Genomic DNA, 17,380 nt, shown 5'->3' on the forward strand with positions numbered 1-17,380 from the left:
AAAAAAAAATTAAATATTTTAAAATTCCAATTTTGACTGACTGAAAATTATAGATTTTATTGAAGAATTCTTTTTATATTTGTTATTTAAGACATTGAAAAACAATTGTTTTAAGTTCAATTTTAAATAGTAGTTCCATGATCAGAAGAATTGAAGAACATAATAATTTGGATTTATTTGGGGAAGATTTCGTTCATTTTCATATTTTTTTTGATAACAAAGATGGTATTGAAGTAAAAATGCCGTGGATTATTAGTTTTTGGAATTTAAGAAAATTTCTGAACTCCTATGATCCAGATGCTGCTAATTATATTTCAAAAGTAAGTAACGGAATTAGAAGCTATGGTAGTAAAGATTCAAAGATTCTGGAGATTTTACATTCTGAAGAAATGCCCATTAATTCTTTTGTAGAAAAATATATGAGTACTTTATCAGAAGACTTACTTCAGAAACATATTGATTGGTCAGAAAATCTGAAAATTAATCCCGCTTTTCGTGAAAAAGCAAATGAACTTGAACTTTTATTGCCAGATTTAGCATTCGGCAATTCCCGTCGTAAAATTTTTGCCGATGCGCTTGATGAAGCTATAAACAAAGAAATTAGAAATTTTTATCCCGAATTTTTTGATAAAATAGATAGCAAATCTTATACAAGATATGATGCCGTTTTGATGAATGAGGTAAATAATTTGGTGACCAAACTGAATGATTTTTTTTACAACGAATCGCAAAAATAAAAAAGCGAAGATCAAATCAAACCTTCGCTTTAAATTTATCCTTTTAAATTTAATCTCAAAGCCAACTCATCCAACTGCTCTTCCGCAATCGAACTTGGCGCATCGATCATCACATCTCGTCCGGAATTATTTTTCGGGAAAGCAATATAATCTCTTATGACTTCATTTCCGTCAAGAATCGCAACCAATCGGTCGAAACCTAAAGCCAATCCTGCATGAGGAGGTGCTCCATATTGAAAAGCGTTCATTAAAAATCCAAACTGTGCTTCTGCATCTTCTTTGGTAAAGCCTAAAAGATTAAACATTTTTGCCTGCAAATCTTTATCGAAAATTCTTACTGATCCACCACCGATTTCATTTCCGTTAAGGATTAAATCATAAGCATTTGCTCTGGCTTTTCCTGGATCGGTTTCTAATAAATGAACATCTTCAGGTTTTGGTGAAGTAAACGGATGGTGCATTGCATGATAACGGTTTGTTTCTTCGTCCCATTCCAAAAGCGGAAAATCGATCACCCAAAGTGGGGCGAATTCTTTCGGATTTCTTAATCCCAATCGATTCCCTAGCTCCATTCTCAAAGCGGAAAGTTGAGTTCTTACTTTATTTTCGTTTCCGGACATCAAGAAGATTAAATCTCCTGCTTTTGCGCCGAATTTTTCTGTAATTTTCTTTAAATCTTCTTCGTTGTAAAATTTATTGACGGAAGACGTAACAACGCCATCGTTCTGGAATTTGATCCAAATCATTCCGTTTGCACCAATTTGTGGGCGTTTTACCCAATCGATCAGTTCGTCGATTTGTTTTCTGGTATATTCTGCGCAACCTTCAACATTGATTCCGACCACCAATTCGGCATCATCGAAGATTTTGAAATCTTTTCCTTTAACCAAATCGTTTACCTCCACGAATTCCATCCCGAATCTGATGTCCGGTTTATCGTTTCCGTATTTTTGCATCGCATCTGCGAAAGTCATTCTTGGAAATTTCCCGAATTCTTTTCCAGCAATATCTTTCAATAAAGTTGCGGTCATTCCTTCGAAGATTTCTAAAACGTCTTCCTGTTCTACAAATGCCATTTCGCAATCGATCTGCGTAAATTCCGGTTGTCGGTCTGCTCTTAAATCCTCGTCACGGAAACATTTTACAATTTGAAAATATCGATCCATTCCACCGATCATCAATAACTGTTTGAAGGTTTGTGGCGATTGTGGCAATGCATAAAACTGTCCCGGATTCATACGACTTGGAACTACAAAATCACGCGCTCCTTCTGGAGTTGATTTGATTAAAACTGGCGTTTCAACTTCAATAAAGTCCTGATCTGAAAGATAATTCCTTACTTTTTGCGCCATTTTATGACGGAAAATGAGTTTGTCTTTCACCGGATTTCTGCGGATATCCAAATATCTGTACTTCATACGAAGTTCTTCACCACCGTCGGTTTGATCTTCAATGGAAAAAGGTGGCGTTTCTGAAGCATTTAAAATGGTCAGTTTTTCTACCAAAATTTCGATTTCTCCTGTTGGGATTTTCTGATTTTTACTTTGGCGTTCAATGACTTTTCCTTCAATTTGAATCACAAATTCACGACCTAATTTACTTGCACTTTCGAACAGTTCTTTAGAAGAACGGTCTGCATCAAAAACCAACTGCGTAATTCCGTACCGATCGCGCAAATCGATCCACATCATAAAGCCTTTGTCACGAATGGTTTGAACCCAACCGGAAAGGGTTACGTTTTGATCAAGATTTTGTACTGTTAATTCTCCGTTGGTGTGCGTGCGAAACATTGTTTTCAGATGTTAGATATTAGACGTTAGATATTAGACTTTTATTTGTCTAAATTTTAGACGGCAAAGATAAGTTTTTTGGATGATTACGGGAAGTGATTTTTCAGCGATTCCCTGCGTGAGGGATTGCAATGGAAATCCCGGAATGAAGCAAAGCGGAATGAGGAATTGGAATGAAAAGCCCGACCCGAGCTGCTGGAAATATTTGCGGCATTTTGTAAGCGTTGGAAAAGGGTCACGCCCAAAACTTTATGATTATTTAAGAAGTGGTTGCGAGAATATTATCTTAACTTTGAGCTAATCAATACATTAAAAATAATTAATTATGGGTAAAGGAGACAAAAAATCGAGAAAAGGAAAGGTAATTTCCGGAAGTTATGGTAACACAAGACCAAGAAAATCTAGTTCAGTCGCTAATATTCCGGTGAAAGTTTTGGATGAAGTCGATAAAAAAGCATCCAAAGAAAAAGTAAGAAAAGAGGTGGGTTTTCCTACTGAAAAATCTGAAAATGCCACAGTAGAGAAAAAACCTAAAGCTGAAGCAAAACCAAAAGTGGAAAAAAAAGAGGAAAATCCCGAAGATCAACCGAAAGCATAAAAAACCAAAAAAACCGAAGAATAATCTTCGGTTTTTTTTATAACTAGTTTTTGTTCAGTTATTTTCCGCCCAAAATCCCTCCTAAAAGTCCTCCTAAGCCGCCTTGTTGTTGGTTTTGTTGTCCACCACCAAGAACACTTCCTAAAATATCTGTCAAAGGATTTCCAGAAGAATTTGCTTGTGAACCGCCACCAAGAACGCTTCCTAAGATATCGTTCAATGGGTTTCCAGCAGATTGTCCGTTTGAACCTCCTCCTAGAACGCTTCCTAAAATGTCATTCAGTGGATTTGAAGGTTGAGATTGCGCCTGATTTTGTGCATTCCCCAAAATTCCACCCAATAAGTCTCCCAAACCACCACTGGAAGTTACGCCGTTTGATTGTTTTTCTTTACCAATATATCCCATGATAATAGGAGCTAACATCGCTAAAATTGGGCCTATTTTATCCATAGAAATTCCGGTATTTTGAGACAATTGATTTTCAACATTGGCTTTTTCGCCTCCAAAAATATGGCTTAAAATAGAATTTCCCTCTGCTTGTCTTTCAACAGCTTGGGAAGGATTATTTAAAATGCTTCCATCATGATCTTTGTCGAGCGCATTGTTTAATGCATCTGCTTCGGAACTGTTTTCCTGTGATTTTTTTCTTAGATATGAAATGACTAATGGTGCTGCAACTGCCAATAAAGCAATTACTTGGTTTTTGCTGATTCCGAATTTGTTTTCGGCGTCTGTAGCTACTTGATTTCCTGCATTTCCAGTGATAAGGTCGATTAAACTCATAGTTTGTGCATTTTATTTTTAAAAAATTAGAAAGCAAATCTAATCAATATTCATTCTCAATTGTTTTTTGTATTCCCAAATTATTGTTAAAATTTTAAATTAATAACAATTTATGGATTAATTAATTTTTAAAAATAGGAACATTGGAGCAAGCTTCTCCAAACATTAGCGATTTCACAATCGGTTTTAGCTGTTCTACCAATTCAATATATGCGTTTTCTGGGATTGATTCATCAGAACATCCTTTTACCAAAACTCTTTTGCCTATCATTTCGGTATAATCATAAGTTTGAACTGCATTGTGCATCAGTAGAACTTCTAAATCTTCCCTGTTTCCGAAAACGATTTTTTTTGCAGTTTCAGTGAGTTTTGCCGTAATCAAAAAATAAGCCCATAAAGGAACAATTGCATCTGCCGAATTGTAAATGTAGAGGTAAGAATTTTCGTAATCTTCAGGATTTAATGCAGAAATTTTTTCGCGAAAATCTTTTTCCTTTAAGATTAATCCTTCAAAAAGGAAATCTTTTAAATCAATTCCTATTCTTTTTCCTTTTGGGAGTAGTGTTGACAAATCAAAATTGATTAATCCGCTTTCGGCTATTTTATTTTTTATTTCTAAATCTTCAGACATTTTTTTATTTTATCTTTGAACAAAATTAAGCTAAATTATTTGTTTTAAATTGAAGATTGAAAAATCTAAATTCTAAAATCTAAAATCTAAATTCTAAACTTGAAATACTACATCATCGCAGGAGAAGCTTCCGGGGATTTGCACGCTTCTAATTTAATGAAATCCATTTTGAAAAAAGATTCAACCGCCGAATTTAGATTCTGGGGAGGAGATTTAATGACAGAAGTTGCGGGATTTCCGCCGGTGAAACATTATCGCGATTTGGCTTTCATGGGATTCCTGGAAGTGGCAAAAAATCTGACTACGATTCTAAAAAATATCAAATTTTGTAAAGAAGATATTCAAAAAAACAAACCCGATGTTTTAATTTTAGTTGATTATCCTGGATTTAATTTAAGGATTGCTGAGTTCGCGAAAAGCTTAGGAATTAAGGTTATTTACTACATTTCCCCACAACTTTGGGCCTGGAAAGAAGGGCGTGTTGAAAAAATCAGAAAATTCGTAGATGAAATGTTGGTGATTCTTCCTTTTGAAAAAGATTTTTATAAGAAGCATGAAGTTGACGCTCATTTTGTAGGTCATCCTTTATTAGATGCTATTTCTGATTTAAAGGAAATTGATATTGATCAATTTAAGGCTGAAAATAATTTAAATCAGAAAGAAATCATCGCACTTTTACCGGGTTCTCGGGAACAGGAAGTCACGAAAATGCTCGAATTAATGCTTTCTGTGCGACCAAATTTTCAAGAATATCAGTTTGTAATTGCAGGAGCGCCGAGTTTACCAAAAGAATTTTATCAAAAATTCGTCGATGAAAATGTGCATTTCGTTTCAAATAAAACCTACGATTTATTGAGATGCTCAAAAGCAGCTTTGGTCACCTCTGGAACGGCAACTTTGGAAACTGCATTGCTCAATATTCCGGAAGTAGTTTGTTACCGAAGCAGCCGGATCTCCTATGAAATCGGGAAAAGAGTAGTGAAAAACATTAAATATATCTCGTTGGTTAATTTAATAATGGATCAGGAAATTGTGACCGAACTCATTCAAAGTGATCTTAATACTAAGAATTTAGTGAAAGAATTAGAACTCATTTTAAAAGGAAATTCCCGAGAAAAAATGTTGCATAATTTTGAACTGCTCCGCGAAAAACTTGGCGGAAAAGGAGCAAGTGATCTTGCTGCAGAAATTATTATAAATGGGTGATTTCACGGGTAATTTTATCAGCAAAAGTTGATAATTTTACACGAAAATACCATTGCAAAAACAGCCATTACTTATCCTTTGTATTTGTTTTATTCTTGGGATTTTCTTTCAGGATTATGCGAGTTTGAAAAGTAGCGAAATTTATTTATTCTTAATAATCAGTCTATTTTCACTGGGTTTATTTTTGGGCAAAAACTTCCTGTTTTATCGACTAAGACCTGTTTCTCTCTGTTTATTGTTTTTCTCGTTCGGAATTTTTTTGCACCTTCTCAATTCTGAAAAACCAAAACTTCCAGAATTGAAGACGAAGGAGAATGTTATTTTTAAAATCACCAAAAAACTCAATTCTAATCAAAAAAGCCGAAGATACGAAATCGAAGCGTGGAAAGGAAATAATGCGTTCAAAAGTGTTTTGTCTTTACCAAAATCTGAAAAGGAGTTTGATTTCTTGCATTATTATAAAGCCGAAGTTTACATCAACAAAATTGAAAAACCTTACAGCGATTTCCAATTTGATTACGCAAAATATTTGGCGCGAAAAGATATTTTTTTTCAAATTTATTTGCCGAATTCTTACCAATCCAGTAAACGGGAAGATCTTTCCATTGCCGAGAAAATTCGTCAAAAACGTTTAGAAACTTTAGTTAAAATTGATGCTTCTGATTTAAGCAAACCCAGTCGAGAATTTACGAAAGGTATTATTCTCGCAGACCGAACAGAGATGGATAAAGAAATCGTGCGGGATTTCAGCAAATCCGGATTGGTTCATATTTTAGCGATTTCCGGTTCTCACATGGCAATTATTTTTTGGCTTATTTTACTCATTTTGAATCCGATTTTTCCGGCTCGATTGATCAATTATAAAATTGTGATTTCGCTCTTGTTAATTTGGAGTTTCGCTATTTTTATCGATTACGGAAGTTCTGTTGTTCGAAGTTGCGTGATGATTTCTGCGTATTACCTATTTATTTTGTTGCAAAGAAAAACAGATGTGCTTCATTCGATGGCTCTCGCTGCGTTTGCGATTTTAATCTTCGATACCAATCAAGTTTTTGATGTGGGATTTCAGTTGAGTTTTCTCGCGGTTTTTGGAATTTGTTGGTTGAATCAACCTCTTTTGAAATACCTCCCGAAACCGAATAATAACTTTCAGAATTTTTTAGTGAATGTCATTTCCATTAGTATTTCGGCGCAATTGGCAACGCTTCCATTGGTGATTTATTATTTTCATCAATATTCGTTTATTTCGATCATTGCAAATTTGGTGGTGATTCCATTTTCGGAAATTCTCATCATTTTTGCTTTGTTGATGACCGTTTTAAATGCGTTTTCGCTTCAGTTTTCATTTTTAAATTTGATTTATGATTTTTGTGTCTCGTCTACATTAAAAGTCATTCATTTTTTTGCGACTTTAGAATTTGCCTTTTACAAAACAATTCCGTTTACACTTTTAGAGGCAGTCGTGGTTTTTATCATCATTTATTTTTTAAGATTTTTAATTGTAAAATTCAATGGTAAAAATATGCTTCGAGTCGCCTACTTTCTTTTATTATTTATCGTATTGCGAGTAGTTTTAAATTTTAAAGCAAAGGAAATTGATGAGGTTTTAATTCATCAATATTTTAAGGAAAAGGTAATTTCTGTTAAAAATCAGGATAAAGTTCAGTTTATCATGCATGAAAATTTGAATCGGGATAAAATAGAACAATATGTGATCGAACCCTATTTAACTTCCCGAAGAACTAAGAATTTTGAAGTGATACAAATTGCGAAATCAATTGACCAGATCAAAATTGATGGAGTAAAGTATGATTTAAAGTAGATTTTCACAGTCAATACTTTTTGTGATTTAGAATGTCTTTTAAAGCGGTTTAAGGAAGAAGTTTTGTTATTTAGAAGTATTACAAACTAAAAAATTGTGACTTTTCTCACCTTAAAGTAGCTTAACATTTTTTTAACTTTGTGAAAATTCAAATCAAATATTAATTATGGCAGGATTTACAAGTTCTACTATCGGTAGAAAGTACGCAATGGCATTGTCTGCAATGTTTTTGCTCCTATTCCTTATCATGCACCTTTCGGTGAACTTACTCTCAGTTTTAGGAAAAGATGGACCGTTTAATGCGGCTTCAGAATTTATGGGTTATAATCCACTGATTCAATTTTTCATGCAACCCATTTTAGGTTTCGCTGTTATTTTTCACTTTGTAATGGGATTTGTGCTGGAACTTAAAAATAGAAGTGCAAGACCAGTAAAATACGGAATGAACAACGGCGCTGCGAATTCTTCATGGATGTCGCGTAACATGATCATTTCTGGATTAGTTGTTTTAGCTTTTCTAGGATTACACATGTATGATTTCTGGTGGCACGAAATGAACTTTAAATATATTGAAGGAAATACACCGGATCAGTTCAGGTTTTGGCCAGAACTTCATGAGAAGTTTGCAAATTTGTGGAGAGTAGTGATTTATGTGGTTGCTTTTGTTTTACTAGGACTGCATTTAGCACACGGTTTTCAATCATCGTTCCAGTCGATCGGTGCAAGACATCCTAAATATACGCCAGTAATTAAAGCAATCGGAAATTGGTATTCGATTCTTATTCCTGCAGGTTTTATTTTCATTGCACTTTATCATTTCTTAACTCAGCAATAGAGATTAAAAATTAGGCATTAGATTTTAAGCTAAAGTTTGAAATACAAGTGTCTAAAATTTAAAATCTATAATTTAAAATTTTTAAAATGAGCAAATTAGATTCAAAAATTCCGGCTGGTCCTTTAGCGGACAAATGGACCAATCATAAAAATCATATGAACCTTGTGTCACCCAACAATCGAGATAAAATCGATGTTATTGTGGTGGGAACAGGTTTAGCAGGAGGTTCTGCCGCTGCTACTTTGGCTGAGCAAGGCTACAATGTAAAAGCATTTTGTTATCAGGATTCACCAAGAAGAGCGCATTCAATTGCTGCTCAAGGTGGAATTAACGCTGCCAAAAATTATCAAGGAGACGGTGACTCAACTTACCGTTTGTTTTATGATACCATCAAAGGTGGTGATTACCGTTCAAGAGAAGCTAATGTTTACAGACTTGCAGAAGTTTCCGCGAATATTATCGATCAGTGTGTTTCGCAAGGTGTTCCTTTTGGTAGAGATTACGGCGGACAATTAGATAACCGGTCATTCGGTGGAGTTCAAGTAAAAAGAACCTTTTACGCAAAAGGTCAAACCGGACAACAACTTTTGTTAGGTGCTTATTCTGCAATGAGCCGTCAAATTGGAAAAGGACGAATCAAAATGTATAACCGTCACGAAATGCTTGATTTAGTTCTAGTAGACGGAAAAGCAAGAGGAATTATTGCAAGAAATTTAGTGACAGGAGAGATTGAAAGACATTCTGCACACGCAGTAGTGATCGCTTCTGGTGGTTACGGAAATGTGTATTTCCTTTCTACCAATGCAATGGGATCCAATGTTTCTGCTGCTTGGAAAATTCATAAAAAAGGTGCGTATTTTGCAAATCCTTGCTACGTTCAGATTCACCCAACCTGTATTCCTGTTCATGGAACACAACAGTCGAAACTGACTTTGATGTCAGAATCTTTGAGGAATTCTGGGAGAATTTGGGTTCCTAAAAATATTGAAGATGCAGTAGCAATTAGAGAAGGCAAATTGAAAGCCGAAAACATTGCCCCAGAAAACCGCGATTATTATCTAGAAAGAAGATACCCAGCTTTTGGAAATCTTGTTCCTCGTGATGTCGCTTCCAGAGCTGCAAAAGAAAGATGTGATGCTGGTTACGGAATCGAAAACAATGATACTAAAGAAGGCGTATATTTAGATTTCTCTACCGAAATTCAAAAGAAAGGAAAAGAAGCAGCCATCGAAAAAAATATTCACAATCCAACCGAGCAACAAATCTATGATTTAGGAAAAGCTTGGATTGAAGAAAAATATGGAAACCTTTTCGTGATGTATGAAAAAATCACAGGCGAAAATCCGTATGTAACTCCAATGAAAATTTATCCTGCAGTGCATTACACCATGGGTGGAGTTTGGGTGGATTATAATTTACAATCAACCATTCCAGGATGTTTTGTGATTGGGGAAGCCAATTTCTCTGACCACGGTGCAAATAGATTAGGAGCTTCCGCTTTGATGCAAGGTTTAGCAGATGGTTATTTTGTACTTCCTTACACCATTGCAGATTACCTTTCCGCGGATATTAGAACTGGTGCAATTCCAACAAATACTGCTGAATTTGATCAAGCAGAACAGGAAGTTAATGACAAAGTGAATTTCTTTATGACCAATAAAGGATCGCACTCAGTAGATTATTTCCATAAAAAATTAGGACACATCATGTGGAATAAAGTAGGGATGGGAAGAACTCCAGAAGGTTTAAGAGAAGCAATTCAGGAAATTGATGAGGTTAAAAAAGATTTCTGGCAGAATGTAAAAGTTCTCGGGGAGGCAAACAGCATGAATCCTGAGTTAGAGAAAGCTTTTAGAGTTGCTGATTTCATTGAATTAGGACAATTAATGGCAATGGATGCTCTGAATAGAGAAGAGTCTTGCGGTGGTCATTTCCGTTGGGATCACGCTACACCAGAAGGTGAAGCAGAAAGAGACGATGAGCTTTACAAATTCGTTTCAACCTGGGAATATCAAGGAAACGACATTAAGCAAGAAGTTTTACATAAGGAAGATTTGATTTATGAAAACATCGAAGTTAAAACAAGAAGTTATAAATAATCTCCATTAAAGTAAATAAGAAAATGAGTACACAAAAAGGATTAAACCTGACTCTGAAAATTTGGAGACAGAAAAATAATAAAACAAAAGGCCAGTTCGAAACCTACAAAATATCCGACGTTTCTACCGCTTCTTCATTTCTCGAAATGCTAGATATGCTCAACGAAAATCTGATCAACGAAGGGAAAGAAGCAATCGCTTTTGATCACGACTGCCGCGAAGGAATCTGTGGAATGTGTTCGTTGTATATCAACGGAAGACCTCATGGTCCCGATACAGGAATCACCACTTGCCAATTGCACATGAGAATGTTCAAAGACGGCGAAACCATTCATATCGAACCTTGGAGAAGTGCTGCTTTTCCGGTGATCAAAGATTTGGTGGTTGATCGTAGTGCTTTTGACCGTGTAATGGCTGCAGGTGGATTTATTTCCGTTAATACCTCTGGAAATACGTTGGATGCAAATTCAATCTTAGTTCCTAAAGAAGATGCTGATAAAGCAATGGATGCAGCAGCTTGTATCGGTTGTGGAGCATGTGTTGCAACCTGTAAAAATGGTTCTGCCATGTTATTTGTTGGTGCAAAAGTTTCGCAATATGCGCTCCTTCCACAAGGTAGAGTAGAAGCGAAGAGAAGAGTTCTGAATATGGTAAAAGCAATGGATGAAGAAGGTTTCGGAAATTGTTCCAATACCGGAGCTTGTGAAGTTGAATGTCCGAAAGGAATTTCTTTGGAAGTGATCGCAAGAATGAACAGAGAATTCACGGTTGCCAATCTCGAGAAAGAATAAAAAATAATATTTATGATCATTGAATCGCCTTTTTAATCAAAGGGCGATTTTTTTTGTGCTATAATTGTGCTATTTCACCAAACTAAAATTTAAATATTATTATTCTAATATTATTTGTTAGATTAGTCTAACATTTGTAAGTTTGTTGAAAATAAATGATTACGATTTGAAAAGAAATAGCGCTAATTCCATTACATCGATTTTTACACTTCTTTTTGCATTCAATATTTCTGCGCAAAAGAAATTGGATTCAATTCGAAATGATTCCACCCAAATCCGAAATGCCTCCCTCTCCGTTAAAATGAAGGATATCGAACAAATTGTAATCACAGGAACCAGAACGCCAAAAAGAAAAACAAATTCCGCCGTAATTGTAAATCTCATTAATAGTAAAACCTTGGATCAAGTTGTCGCAACAACGCTTTCCGAAGGTTTAAAATATCAACCTGGACTTCGGGTAGAGACAGATTGCCAAACTTGTAATTATACGCAGTTAAGAATTAATGGTCTTCAAGGTGGATATTCTCAAATATTAATCAACAGGCGACCAATTTTCAGCCCTTTGATGGGATTATACGGAATGGAACAAATTCCTACCAACATGATCGATCGCATCGAAGTTGTTCGTGGTGGAGTTTCTGCGCTGTATGGTTCGAGTGCAATTGGCGGAACCGTAAATGTGATTACCAAAATTCCAGATGGAAATACTTTTAATTTCACCAACAAGCTTCAAAGCATTAAAGGAAAAACAACGGATCATCTCCTTACTGGAAACGCCTCGTTCGTCAATGAAGATCGAAATTTGGGAATCAGTTTGTTTGTAAACAACAGAAATCGTGGGTTATACGATGCGAATAGCGATAATTTCTCGGAACTACCTCAATTAAAAGACCATACTTTTGGAACGAATTTTTTCTTCAAACCTGCCAAAAATCAAAAGCTTGAATTAAGTTTCAGCAGCATTAATGAATACCGATACGGCGGTGAAATGGTCGAAAAACCAGCCTATCTCGCAAAACAGTCAGAAGAAAGAACCCACCATATTTTGATGGGAAGTGCAGATTACTCGATCGCTTTAAATGACAATAAAAATTCAGTAAGCTTTTTCTACGGCGGACAAAAAACTGACCGAAAACATTACACCGGAATTCATCCAGATGATCCAGCGGAATTGACTGCTTTTTTCGCAAATCCACCTTACGGAATTTCCAAGGTAATCACTCATCAAGGTGGAGTTCAGATCAATCATCATTTCGAAAAATTTCTCGTTGGAAGTTCAGTTTTAACCGCAGGTGCAGAATATATTCATGATAAAGTCTTTGATGAAATTTCAAGATATCGCTACGAAATCGATCAAACTACCAAAAACTTTGGAATTTACCTTCAAAATGATTGGGACATTACACCAACTTTAAATTTTCTCGCTGGTTTTCGGTTCGATAAACACAATTTATTAGCTCGTGCGGTTTTCAGTCCACGATTATCTTTGCTCTACAAAGGAGTCGAGAACACCCAGTTTCGCGTTGGTTGGGGAACAGGATTTCGTGCGCCACAAGCTTTCGATACCGATTTGCATATCGCATTTGCAGGTGGTGGAGTTTCCAGAATAGTGTTGTCGCCAGATTTGAATGAAGAAAGATCCACCAGTTTTACAAGTTCAGTAAATTATGATAAAGCCACGCCGCATTTTATTGCTGGATTTACGGTCGAAGCGTTTTATACAAGATTGAAAGACGCTTTTTTCCAGTTTCCACTTGGTAAAGATGAATTCGGAGCTATTTTCGAAAAGCGAAACGGCGATGAAGCTACTGTAAAAGGAATTACGATCGAAGCGCGTGCAAATTTTGATTATTTGGTCCAGCTTGAAGGTGGTTTTACTTTTCAAAAAAGCCAATTCAAAACGCCGGTTTCCACAATTGACGGATTAGAACCAAAAAGAGAATTTCTCCGCACTCCAAATCATTATGGATATGCTACAATTACTTATAATCCTACAAAAAATTGGAACCTGAGTTTGAATGGTGTTTTTACAGGTACGATGACTCTTGCGCACGCTGCAGGAACCGAAACTGGACAAAATATAGATGAATATTTTCAGACAAAATCTTTCACGGATGTTGGTTTCCGCGCAGGACATGTCTTCGGTTTTCCGAAAATTAAATCTGGAATTGAAATATTTGGAGGAATAAAAAATATTTTCGATTCCTATCAAAAGACTTTTGACCTTGGCAAAAACCGCGACAGCAACTTTATTTACGGTCCCAATTTGCCACGAACTTTGTTTGTAGGAATTCGTTTAAAATCACTTTAAATATATTTTTGGTTTGAAAGGTTCAACTTTTATCATTCTGTTTTTTTTCCTTTTCGGCGGCAATTCTGTGCATGCACAAAAATCTGCTGAGACAATTCAATGGCTTAGTTTTGAACAACTGAACGATTCTTTGTGGGTAAAACCGAAGAAAGTTTTCGTCAATTTTTATGCAGATTGGTGTTTGTATTGCAAAGAAATGGACAGAACTACTTTCCAGGATTCAGCCGTAATAAAAACGTTAAACGAAAATTATTACCCTGTGAAAATGAACGTGGAGAGTAAGGAAACCATCTTTTTTGGAAACCAGATTTTTTCTAACAAAAGAATAAAGAAAGTTAATTCTGTTCACGAGATCGCGTTACTTTTAGCCGGAAGAAAAAATAAACCATTTTCCCTTCCCGCTTTTGTTTTGTTTGATGAAAATTTTCAGGCACAATCAAGATATTTTCAGTTTTTAGATGAGGTTTCGTTATTGAAAATACTGCAGAAAGAGTAGGGTTGAAGTCGAAAACCTTGTTTTTAGAAATATTTGGGCGCAAAATCAAATCATTACCTAGAACGGAACTGGATGAAAGATTGTGAAATTCACAAATCTTAACGTTTTTTTGTGAACGGATAGTGAATGCATTCAAAATAAAACACCTATTTTTGCGGAAATTTAAATTTAAAAGATGAAAAATTATTTGTTGATGCTTTTCGTGGCGCTCGCTACGATCTCATGTTCAAAAAAAGTAGAAGTAAAAGGTAATTTTGCAGGTGGTTCACCATTAGAAAGAATCGAGTTTGTAGAAGCTTCAGGTGTGGCAACTTTACCGCTTGTTAATATGGGAGTTGACGCGAAAGGAAGTTTTTCCGGAAGTTTCGATGCCCCAAAAAACGGAATGTACATCATGTCTTACGCCGGGAAAACTGCAATGGTTTACCTAAAAGGAGGTCAGTCATTCAATATTTCAGGAAAAGCTGAAAATTTCCCAAATCAATTTACCATTACTGGTGATGCGAAAAAGAACAATGATTTTCTTTTAGAAGCTCAGAAATTCATTCAATCGTATGCCGCTAAAATTAATGTGGGGGAATTGGTTGCTAAAGATGAAGCTGGTTTTTTGAAAGAAGCAGACAAAATTAAATCTGACATCGAGAAAAACATCGACCTTTCTGCTAAAAATACTTCTGCTGACAGCGAAGTAACAAACTGGAAAAAAGATGAACTTCGTGCAAGTATTTTGGGATTATACAACCAGTATGAAGCCAATCACGGGCAGGTTGCACAGGATGTTGCATACAAACCTTCACAAAAATTCAAAGATGCTGTTTCGAAATTAGACAGTGATAGTGATCGTCTCTTAAAAGAACAACCTATTTACAGAAATTATTTGTTAGGAAAATTAAGTCCAGAAATTCAAACGTTCAGTACAACCAATAAAAAAGAAGGTGAACTTCCTTCTTCTATGTTTTCTAGATTTTTGGATGCGAAAAAAGACATGTCCCAAATCGCAAAAGATTACCTTTTAGCTTATGTTATTGGTGGTGATCTTGCACCGGGTATGACTGCGGCAAACATTGCTTCCGTTTCAAAAACGATTAAAGAGAAAGTAAAAGATGCTGCAATTAAAAAAGATTTAGAACATCTTCAATTTGTAATTAGCGGTCCGAAAATTGGCGACGCGGTTCCAACAGCAAAACTAATCAAGCAAGATGGTGCTGATTTCAAAATGGCAGATGTAAAAGGAAAACCAACCTTAGTGATGTTTTACGCCTCTTGGAATCCTTACATTTCAGAAGCAACCGTTCCTGTTTTGAAAGAAGTTGCTAATTTCTACAAATCGAAAATGGATTTCACATTTGTGAATTTTGATGATACAAAAGAACAGTTTATCAAAACCAGCAATGCGATGTTGAAAACAATTCCAGGTAATAATGTTTATGCTGAAGGTGGATTAAATTCTCAAATGGCAAAGGATTTAGGACTTTATGGTTTTAAACTTCCGTCTTTCGTTGTTTTAGATAAAAACGGAAAAATTGCAAGCCGATTCTTTAATAATCTTGGCGATCCAGAACTGATTGCTGCATTGGATAAAGTTTCTGGGTTGAAAGCTCCGACTGTACAACCACAAGCACAGCTGCAAAATGATTTGTTGGCACCACAGAATCAGGCGCCGCAACCAGCACCTGTAAAATAGAGATAAGAATATAAAATATAATTCCTGACAGATAATTTTCTGTCAGGAATTTTTTTATTAAGTGAAAATCAACTTGTTGATTCCTGTAAACTTTCTGTATTAATATCCAAAACCACATTGATTTATCGCTTCTTTTTTATTTTAAAACCTTACTTTTGCCATCATTAAAATTCCCATGAGAAGAAAAAATAAAAATATCGTTTTAGAAAATATTAGATTGGTTTCAGCAGGATCAAAAGGAATCGCAGTCGGACGTACGGAAGAAGGAAAAACCGTTTTGGTTTCCGGTGCAGTTCCAGGCGATTTGGTCAATGTGCGCGTGAAGAAATCGAAATCGAATTATTATGAAGCTGAAATGATTGAGATTTTAGAAAAATCTCCTTTCAGAGTAGAACCAAAATGTGTTCATTTCGGTGTTTGCGGCGGTTGCAAATGGCAAAACCTTTCCTACGAAAAACAACTCGATGTTAAACAAGACGAAGTTTTTAACAATATCAAAAGAATTGGTGGTTTAGAGGATTTCGAAACCTTGCCGATATTAGGAAGCGAGGAACACTATTTTTACCGCAATAAAATGGAATTTTCTTTTTCCAATGCTCGTTGGTTAACGCAATATGAAATCAGTTCTGAGGAAAATTTTGGGAACAGAGATGCTTTAGGTTTTCATATTCCCGGAATGTGGAGCAAGATTTTAGATTTAAAAGAATGTCTGCTGCAAGAAGATCCATCCAATGCAATTCGATTGGCGGTGAAAAATTACGCCGTGAAAAATGGTTTAGAATTTTTCGATGTAAGAGAACAGAAAGGATTCTTGCGAACAATGATGTTGCGGCAAAATTCTAAAGGTGAATGGATGGTTTTATTCCAGCTTTACCGCGAAGAGCAAGAAAATCGCAAGAATTTATTTAAATTTTTATTGAGTGAATTTCCCCAAATAAAAACCTTGGTGTATTGCATCAATTCAAAACAAAACGATTCAATTTACGATCAGGATGTTCAAACTTATTTTGGTGAAGGCTTCCTGATGGAGGAAATGGATGGTCTTCAATTTAAAATCGGTCCGAAATCATTTTTCCAGACCAATTACAAACAGGCTTTAGAATTGTATAGAAAAACATTAGAATTTGCCGATTTAAAAGGGGATGAAGTGGTTTATGATTTGTATACCGGAACGGGAACAATTGCACAATACGTCGCGCGAAATGCAAAACAAGTCATCGGAATTGAATCTGTTCCAGAGGCGATTGAAGCAGCAAAAGAACATGCAAAATTAAATGGCTTAGAGAACTGCACTTTTTATTGTGGAGACATGAAAGCTATTTTCAATGATGAATTTTTAGAAAATCATCCAAAAGCTGATGTCTTGATTACGGATCCGCCAAGAGATGGAATGCACCAAAAAGTAGTAGAGCAAATTCTGAAATTAGCACCCGAAAAAATCGTCTATGTAAGTTGTAATTCTGCAACTCAGGCAAGAGATTTGGCCTTGATGAAAGAACAATACAAGCTCGTAAAAATACTTCCTGTAGATATGTTCCCGCAAACTCATCATGTGGAAAATATTGCATTGTTGGTAAAAATTTAAATTCTAAATTT

General features: G+C 35.6%; 14 protein-coding genes. 11 read left to right on the forward strand and 3 right to left on the reverse strand.

Going from position 1 to position 17,380, the window contains the following annotated elements; all coding sequences use genetic code 11:
• Window positions 1–137 precede the first annotated feature (137 nt).
• Window positions 138–737 (forward strand): hypothetical protein, encoded by a 600-nt coding sequence (locus BW932_RS02670; protein ID WP_076385098.1) that lies wholly within the window; start codon window positions 138–140, stop codon window positions 735–737.
• A 35-nt stretch (window positions 738–772) separates the two neighbouring features.
• Here the strand turns inward: BW932_RS02670 and aspS are convergent, their stop codons facing one another.
• Complete coding sequence (aspS, locus tag BW932_RS02675; RefSeq protein WP_076385100.1) at window positions 773–2,527, reverse strand: aspartate--tRNA ligase; 1,755 nt, start codon at window positions 2,525–2,527, stop codon at window positions 773–775.
• A 325-nt stretch (window positions 2,528–2,852) separates the two neighbouring features.
• Between aspS and BW932_RS14475 the strand changes: the two genes are divergently transcribed.
• Window positions 2,853–3,125, forward strand: a complete 273-nt coding sequence (locus BW932_RS14475; protein ID WP_076385104.1) for a 30S ribosomal protein THX — start codon at window positions 2,853–2,855, stop codon at window positions 3,123–3,125.
• A gap of 58 nt (window positions 3,126–3,183) precedes the next feature.
• On the opposite strand, the gene BW932_RS02690 is transcribed toward BW932_RS14475, so the two are convergent.
• Together BW932_RS02690 and BW932_RS02695 are read right to left on the reverse strand one after the other, a co-directional pair.
• A complete protein-coding gene (locus BW932_RS02690; protein ID WP_076385106.1) occupies window positions 3,184–3,909 on the reverse strand; it encodes a DUF937 domain-containing protein in 726 nt (241 codons plus the stop codon).
• Window positions 3,910–4,030: 121 nt separating this feature from the next.
• Complete coding sequence (locus BW932_RS02695) at window positions 4,031–4,540, reverse strand: DUF2480 family protein (RefSeq protein ID WP_076385108.1); 510 nt, start codon at window positions 4,538–4,540, stop codon at window positions 4,031–4,033.
• A gap of 99 nt (window positions 4,541–4,639) precedes the next feature.
• Here BW932_RS02695 and lpxB point away from each other — a divergent pair, with 99 nt between their 5' ends.
• The 9 genes from lpxB (at window position 4,640) to rlmD (ending at window position 17,369) form a co-directional block, all read left to right on the forward strand.
• Window positions 4,640–5,746 carry a lipid-A-disaccharide synthase gene (gene lpxB / locus BW932_RS02700; protein WP_076385110.1) on the forward strand — a complete coding sequence of 369 codons (1,107 nt, stop codon included), beginning with the start codon at window positions 4,640–4,642 and terminating at the stop codon, window positions 5,744–5,746.
• A 124-nt stretch (window positions 5,747–5,870) separates the two neighbouring features.
• Window positions 5,871–7,568: a ComEC/Rec2 family competence protein gene (locus BW932_RS02705; RefSeq protein WP_159436415.1), complete on the forward strand. Its 1,698-nt coding sequence runs from the start codon at window positions 5,871–5,873 to the stop codon at window positions 7,566–7,568.
• A gap of 166 nt (window positions 7,569–7,734) precedes the next feature.
• Window positions 7,735–8,403, forward strand: a complete 669-nt coding sequence (locus BW932_RS02710; RefSeq protein ID WP_076385114.1) for a succinate dehydrogenase cytochrome b subunit — start codon at window positions 7,735–7,737, stop codon at window positions 8,401–8,403.
• An 86-nt stretch (window positions 8,404–8,489) separates the two neighbouring features.
• Window positions 8,490–10,502 carry a fumarate reductase/succinate dehydrogenase flavoprotein subunit gene (locus BW932_RS02715; RefSeq protein WP_076385116.1) on the forward strand — a complete coding sequence of 671 codons (2,013 nt, stop codon included), beginning with the start codon at window positions 8,490–8,492 and terminating at the stop codon, window positions 10,500–10,502.
• Window positions 10,503–10,525: 23 nt separating this feature from the next.
• Window positions 10,526–11,293 (forward strand): succinate dehydrogenase/fumarate reductase iron-sulfur subunit, encoded by a 768-nt coding sequence (locus BW932_RS02720; protein ID WP_076385118.1) that lies wholly within the window; start codon window positions 10,526–10,528, stop codon window positions 11,291–11,293.
• A 166-nt stretch (window positions 11,294–11,459) separates the two neighbouring features.
• Window positions 11,460–13,604, forward strand: coding sequence for a TonB-dependent receptor plug domain-containing protein (locus BW932_RS02725; protein WP_245820632.1), 2,145 nt, complete (start codon window positions 11,460–11,462; stop codon window positions 13,602–13,604).
• Between the two features lie 13 nt (window positions 13,605–13,617).
• On the forward strand, window positions 13,618–14,100 hold the full coding sequence (locus BW932_RS02730; protein WP_076385120.1) for a thioredoxin family protein: 483 nt from the start codon (window positions 13,618–13,620) through the stop codon (window positions 14,098–14,100).
• Between the two features lie 175 nt (window positions 14,101–14,275).
• Window positions 14,276–15,784, forward strand: coding sequence for a TlpA family protein disulfide reductase (locus tag BW932_RS02735; RefSeq protein WP_076385122.1), 1,509 nt, complete (start codon window positions 14,276–14,278; stop codon window positions 15,782–15,784).
• Window positions 15,785–15,959: 175 nt separating this feature from the next.
• Window positions 15,960–17,369, forward strand: a complete 1,410-nt coding sequence (rlmD, locus tag BW932_RS02740) for a 23S rRNA (uracil(1939)-C(5))-methyltransferase RlmD (RefSeq protein ID WP_076385124.1) — start codon at window positions 15,960–15,962, stop codon at window positions 17,367–17,369.
• Window positions 17,370–17,380 lie beyond the last annotated feature (11 nt).

Source organism: Kaistella chaponensis (assembly GCF_900156725.1).
In the GTDB taxonomy this organism is placed as follows: domain Bacteria; phylum Bacteroidota; class Bacteroidia; order Flavobacteriales; family Weeksellaceae; genus Kaistella; species Kaistella chaponensis.

Excerpts from the sequence above, each read along its gene's own strand:
- BW932_RS02710 (WP_076385114.1), top strand. The coding sequence starts at position 7,735 with ATGGCAGGATTTACAAGTTCTACTATCGGTAGAAAGTACGCAATGGCA.
- rlmD (WP_076385124.1), top strand. The coding sequence starts at position 15,960 with ATGAGAAGAAAAAATAAAAATATCGTTTTAGAAAATATTAGATTGGTT.
- aspS (WP_076385100.1), bottom strand. The coding sequence starts at position 2,527 with ATGTTTCGCACGCACACCAACGGAGAATTAACAGTACAAAATCTTGAT.
- BW932_RS02720 (WP_076385118.1), top strand. The coding sequence starts at position 10,526 with ATGAGTACACAAAAAGGATTAAACCTGACTCTGAAAATTTGGAGACAG.
- BW932_RS02735 (WP_076385122.1), top strand. The coding sequence starts at position 14,276 with ATGAAAAATTATTTGTTGATGCTTTTCGTGGCGCTCGCTACGATCTCA.
- BW932_RS14475 (WP_076385104.1), top strand. The coding sequence starts at position 2,853 with ATGGGTAAAGGAGACAAAAAATCGAGAAAAGGAAAGGTAATTTCCGGA.
- BW932_RS02695 (WP_076385108.1), bottom strand. The coding sequence starts at position 4,540 with ATGTCTGAAGATTTAGAAATAAAAAATAAAATAGCCGAAAGCGGATTA.
- BW932_RS02690 (WP_076385106.1), bottom strand. The coding sequence starts at position 3,909 with ATGAGTTTAATCGACCTTATCACTGGAAATGCAGGAAATCAAGTAGCT.
- BW932_RS02670 (WP_076385098.1), top strand. The coding sequence starts at position 138 with ATGATCAGAAGAATTGAAGAACATAATAATTTGGATTTATTTGGGGAA.
- BW932_RS02715 (WP_076385116.1), top strand. The coding sequence starts at position 8,490 with ATGAGCAAATTAGATTCAAAAATTCCGGCTGGTCCTTTAGCGGACAAA.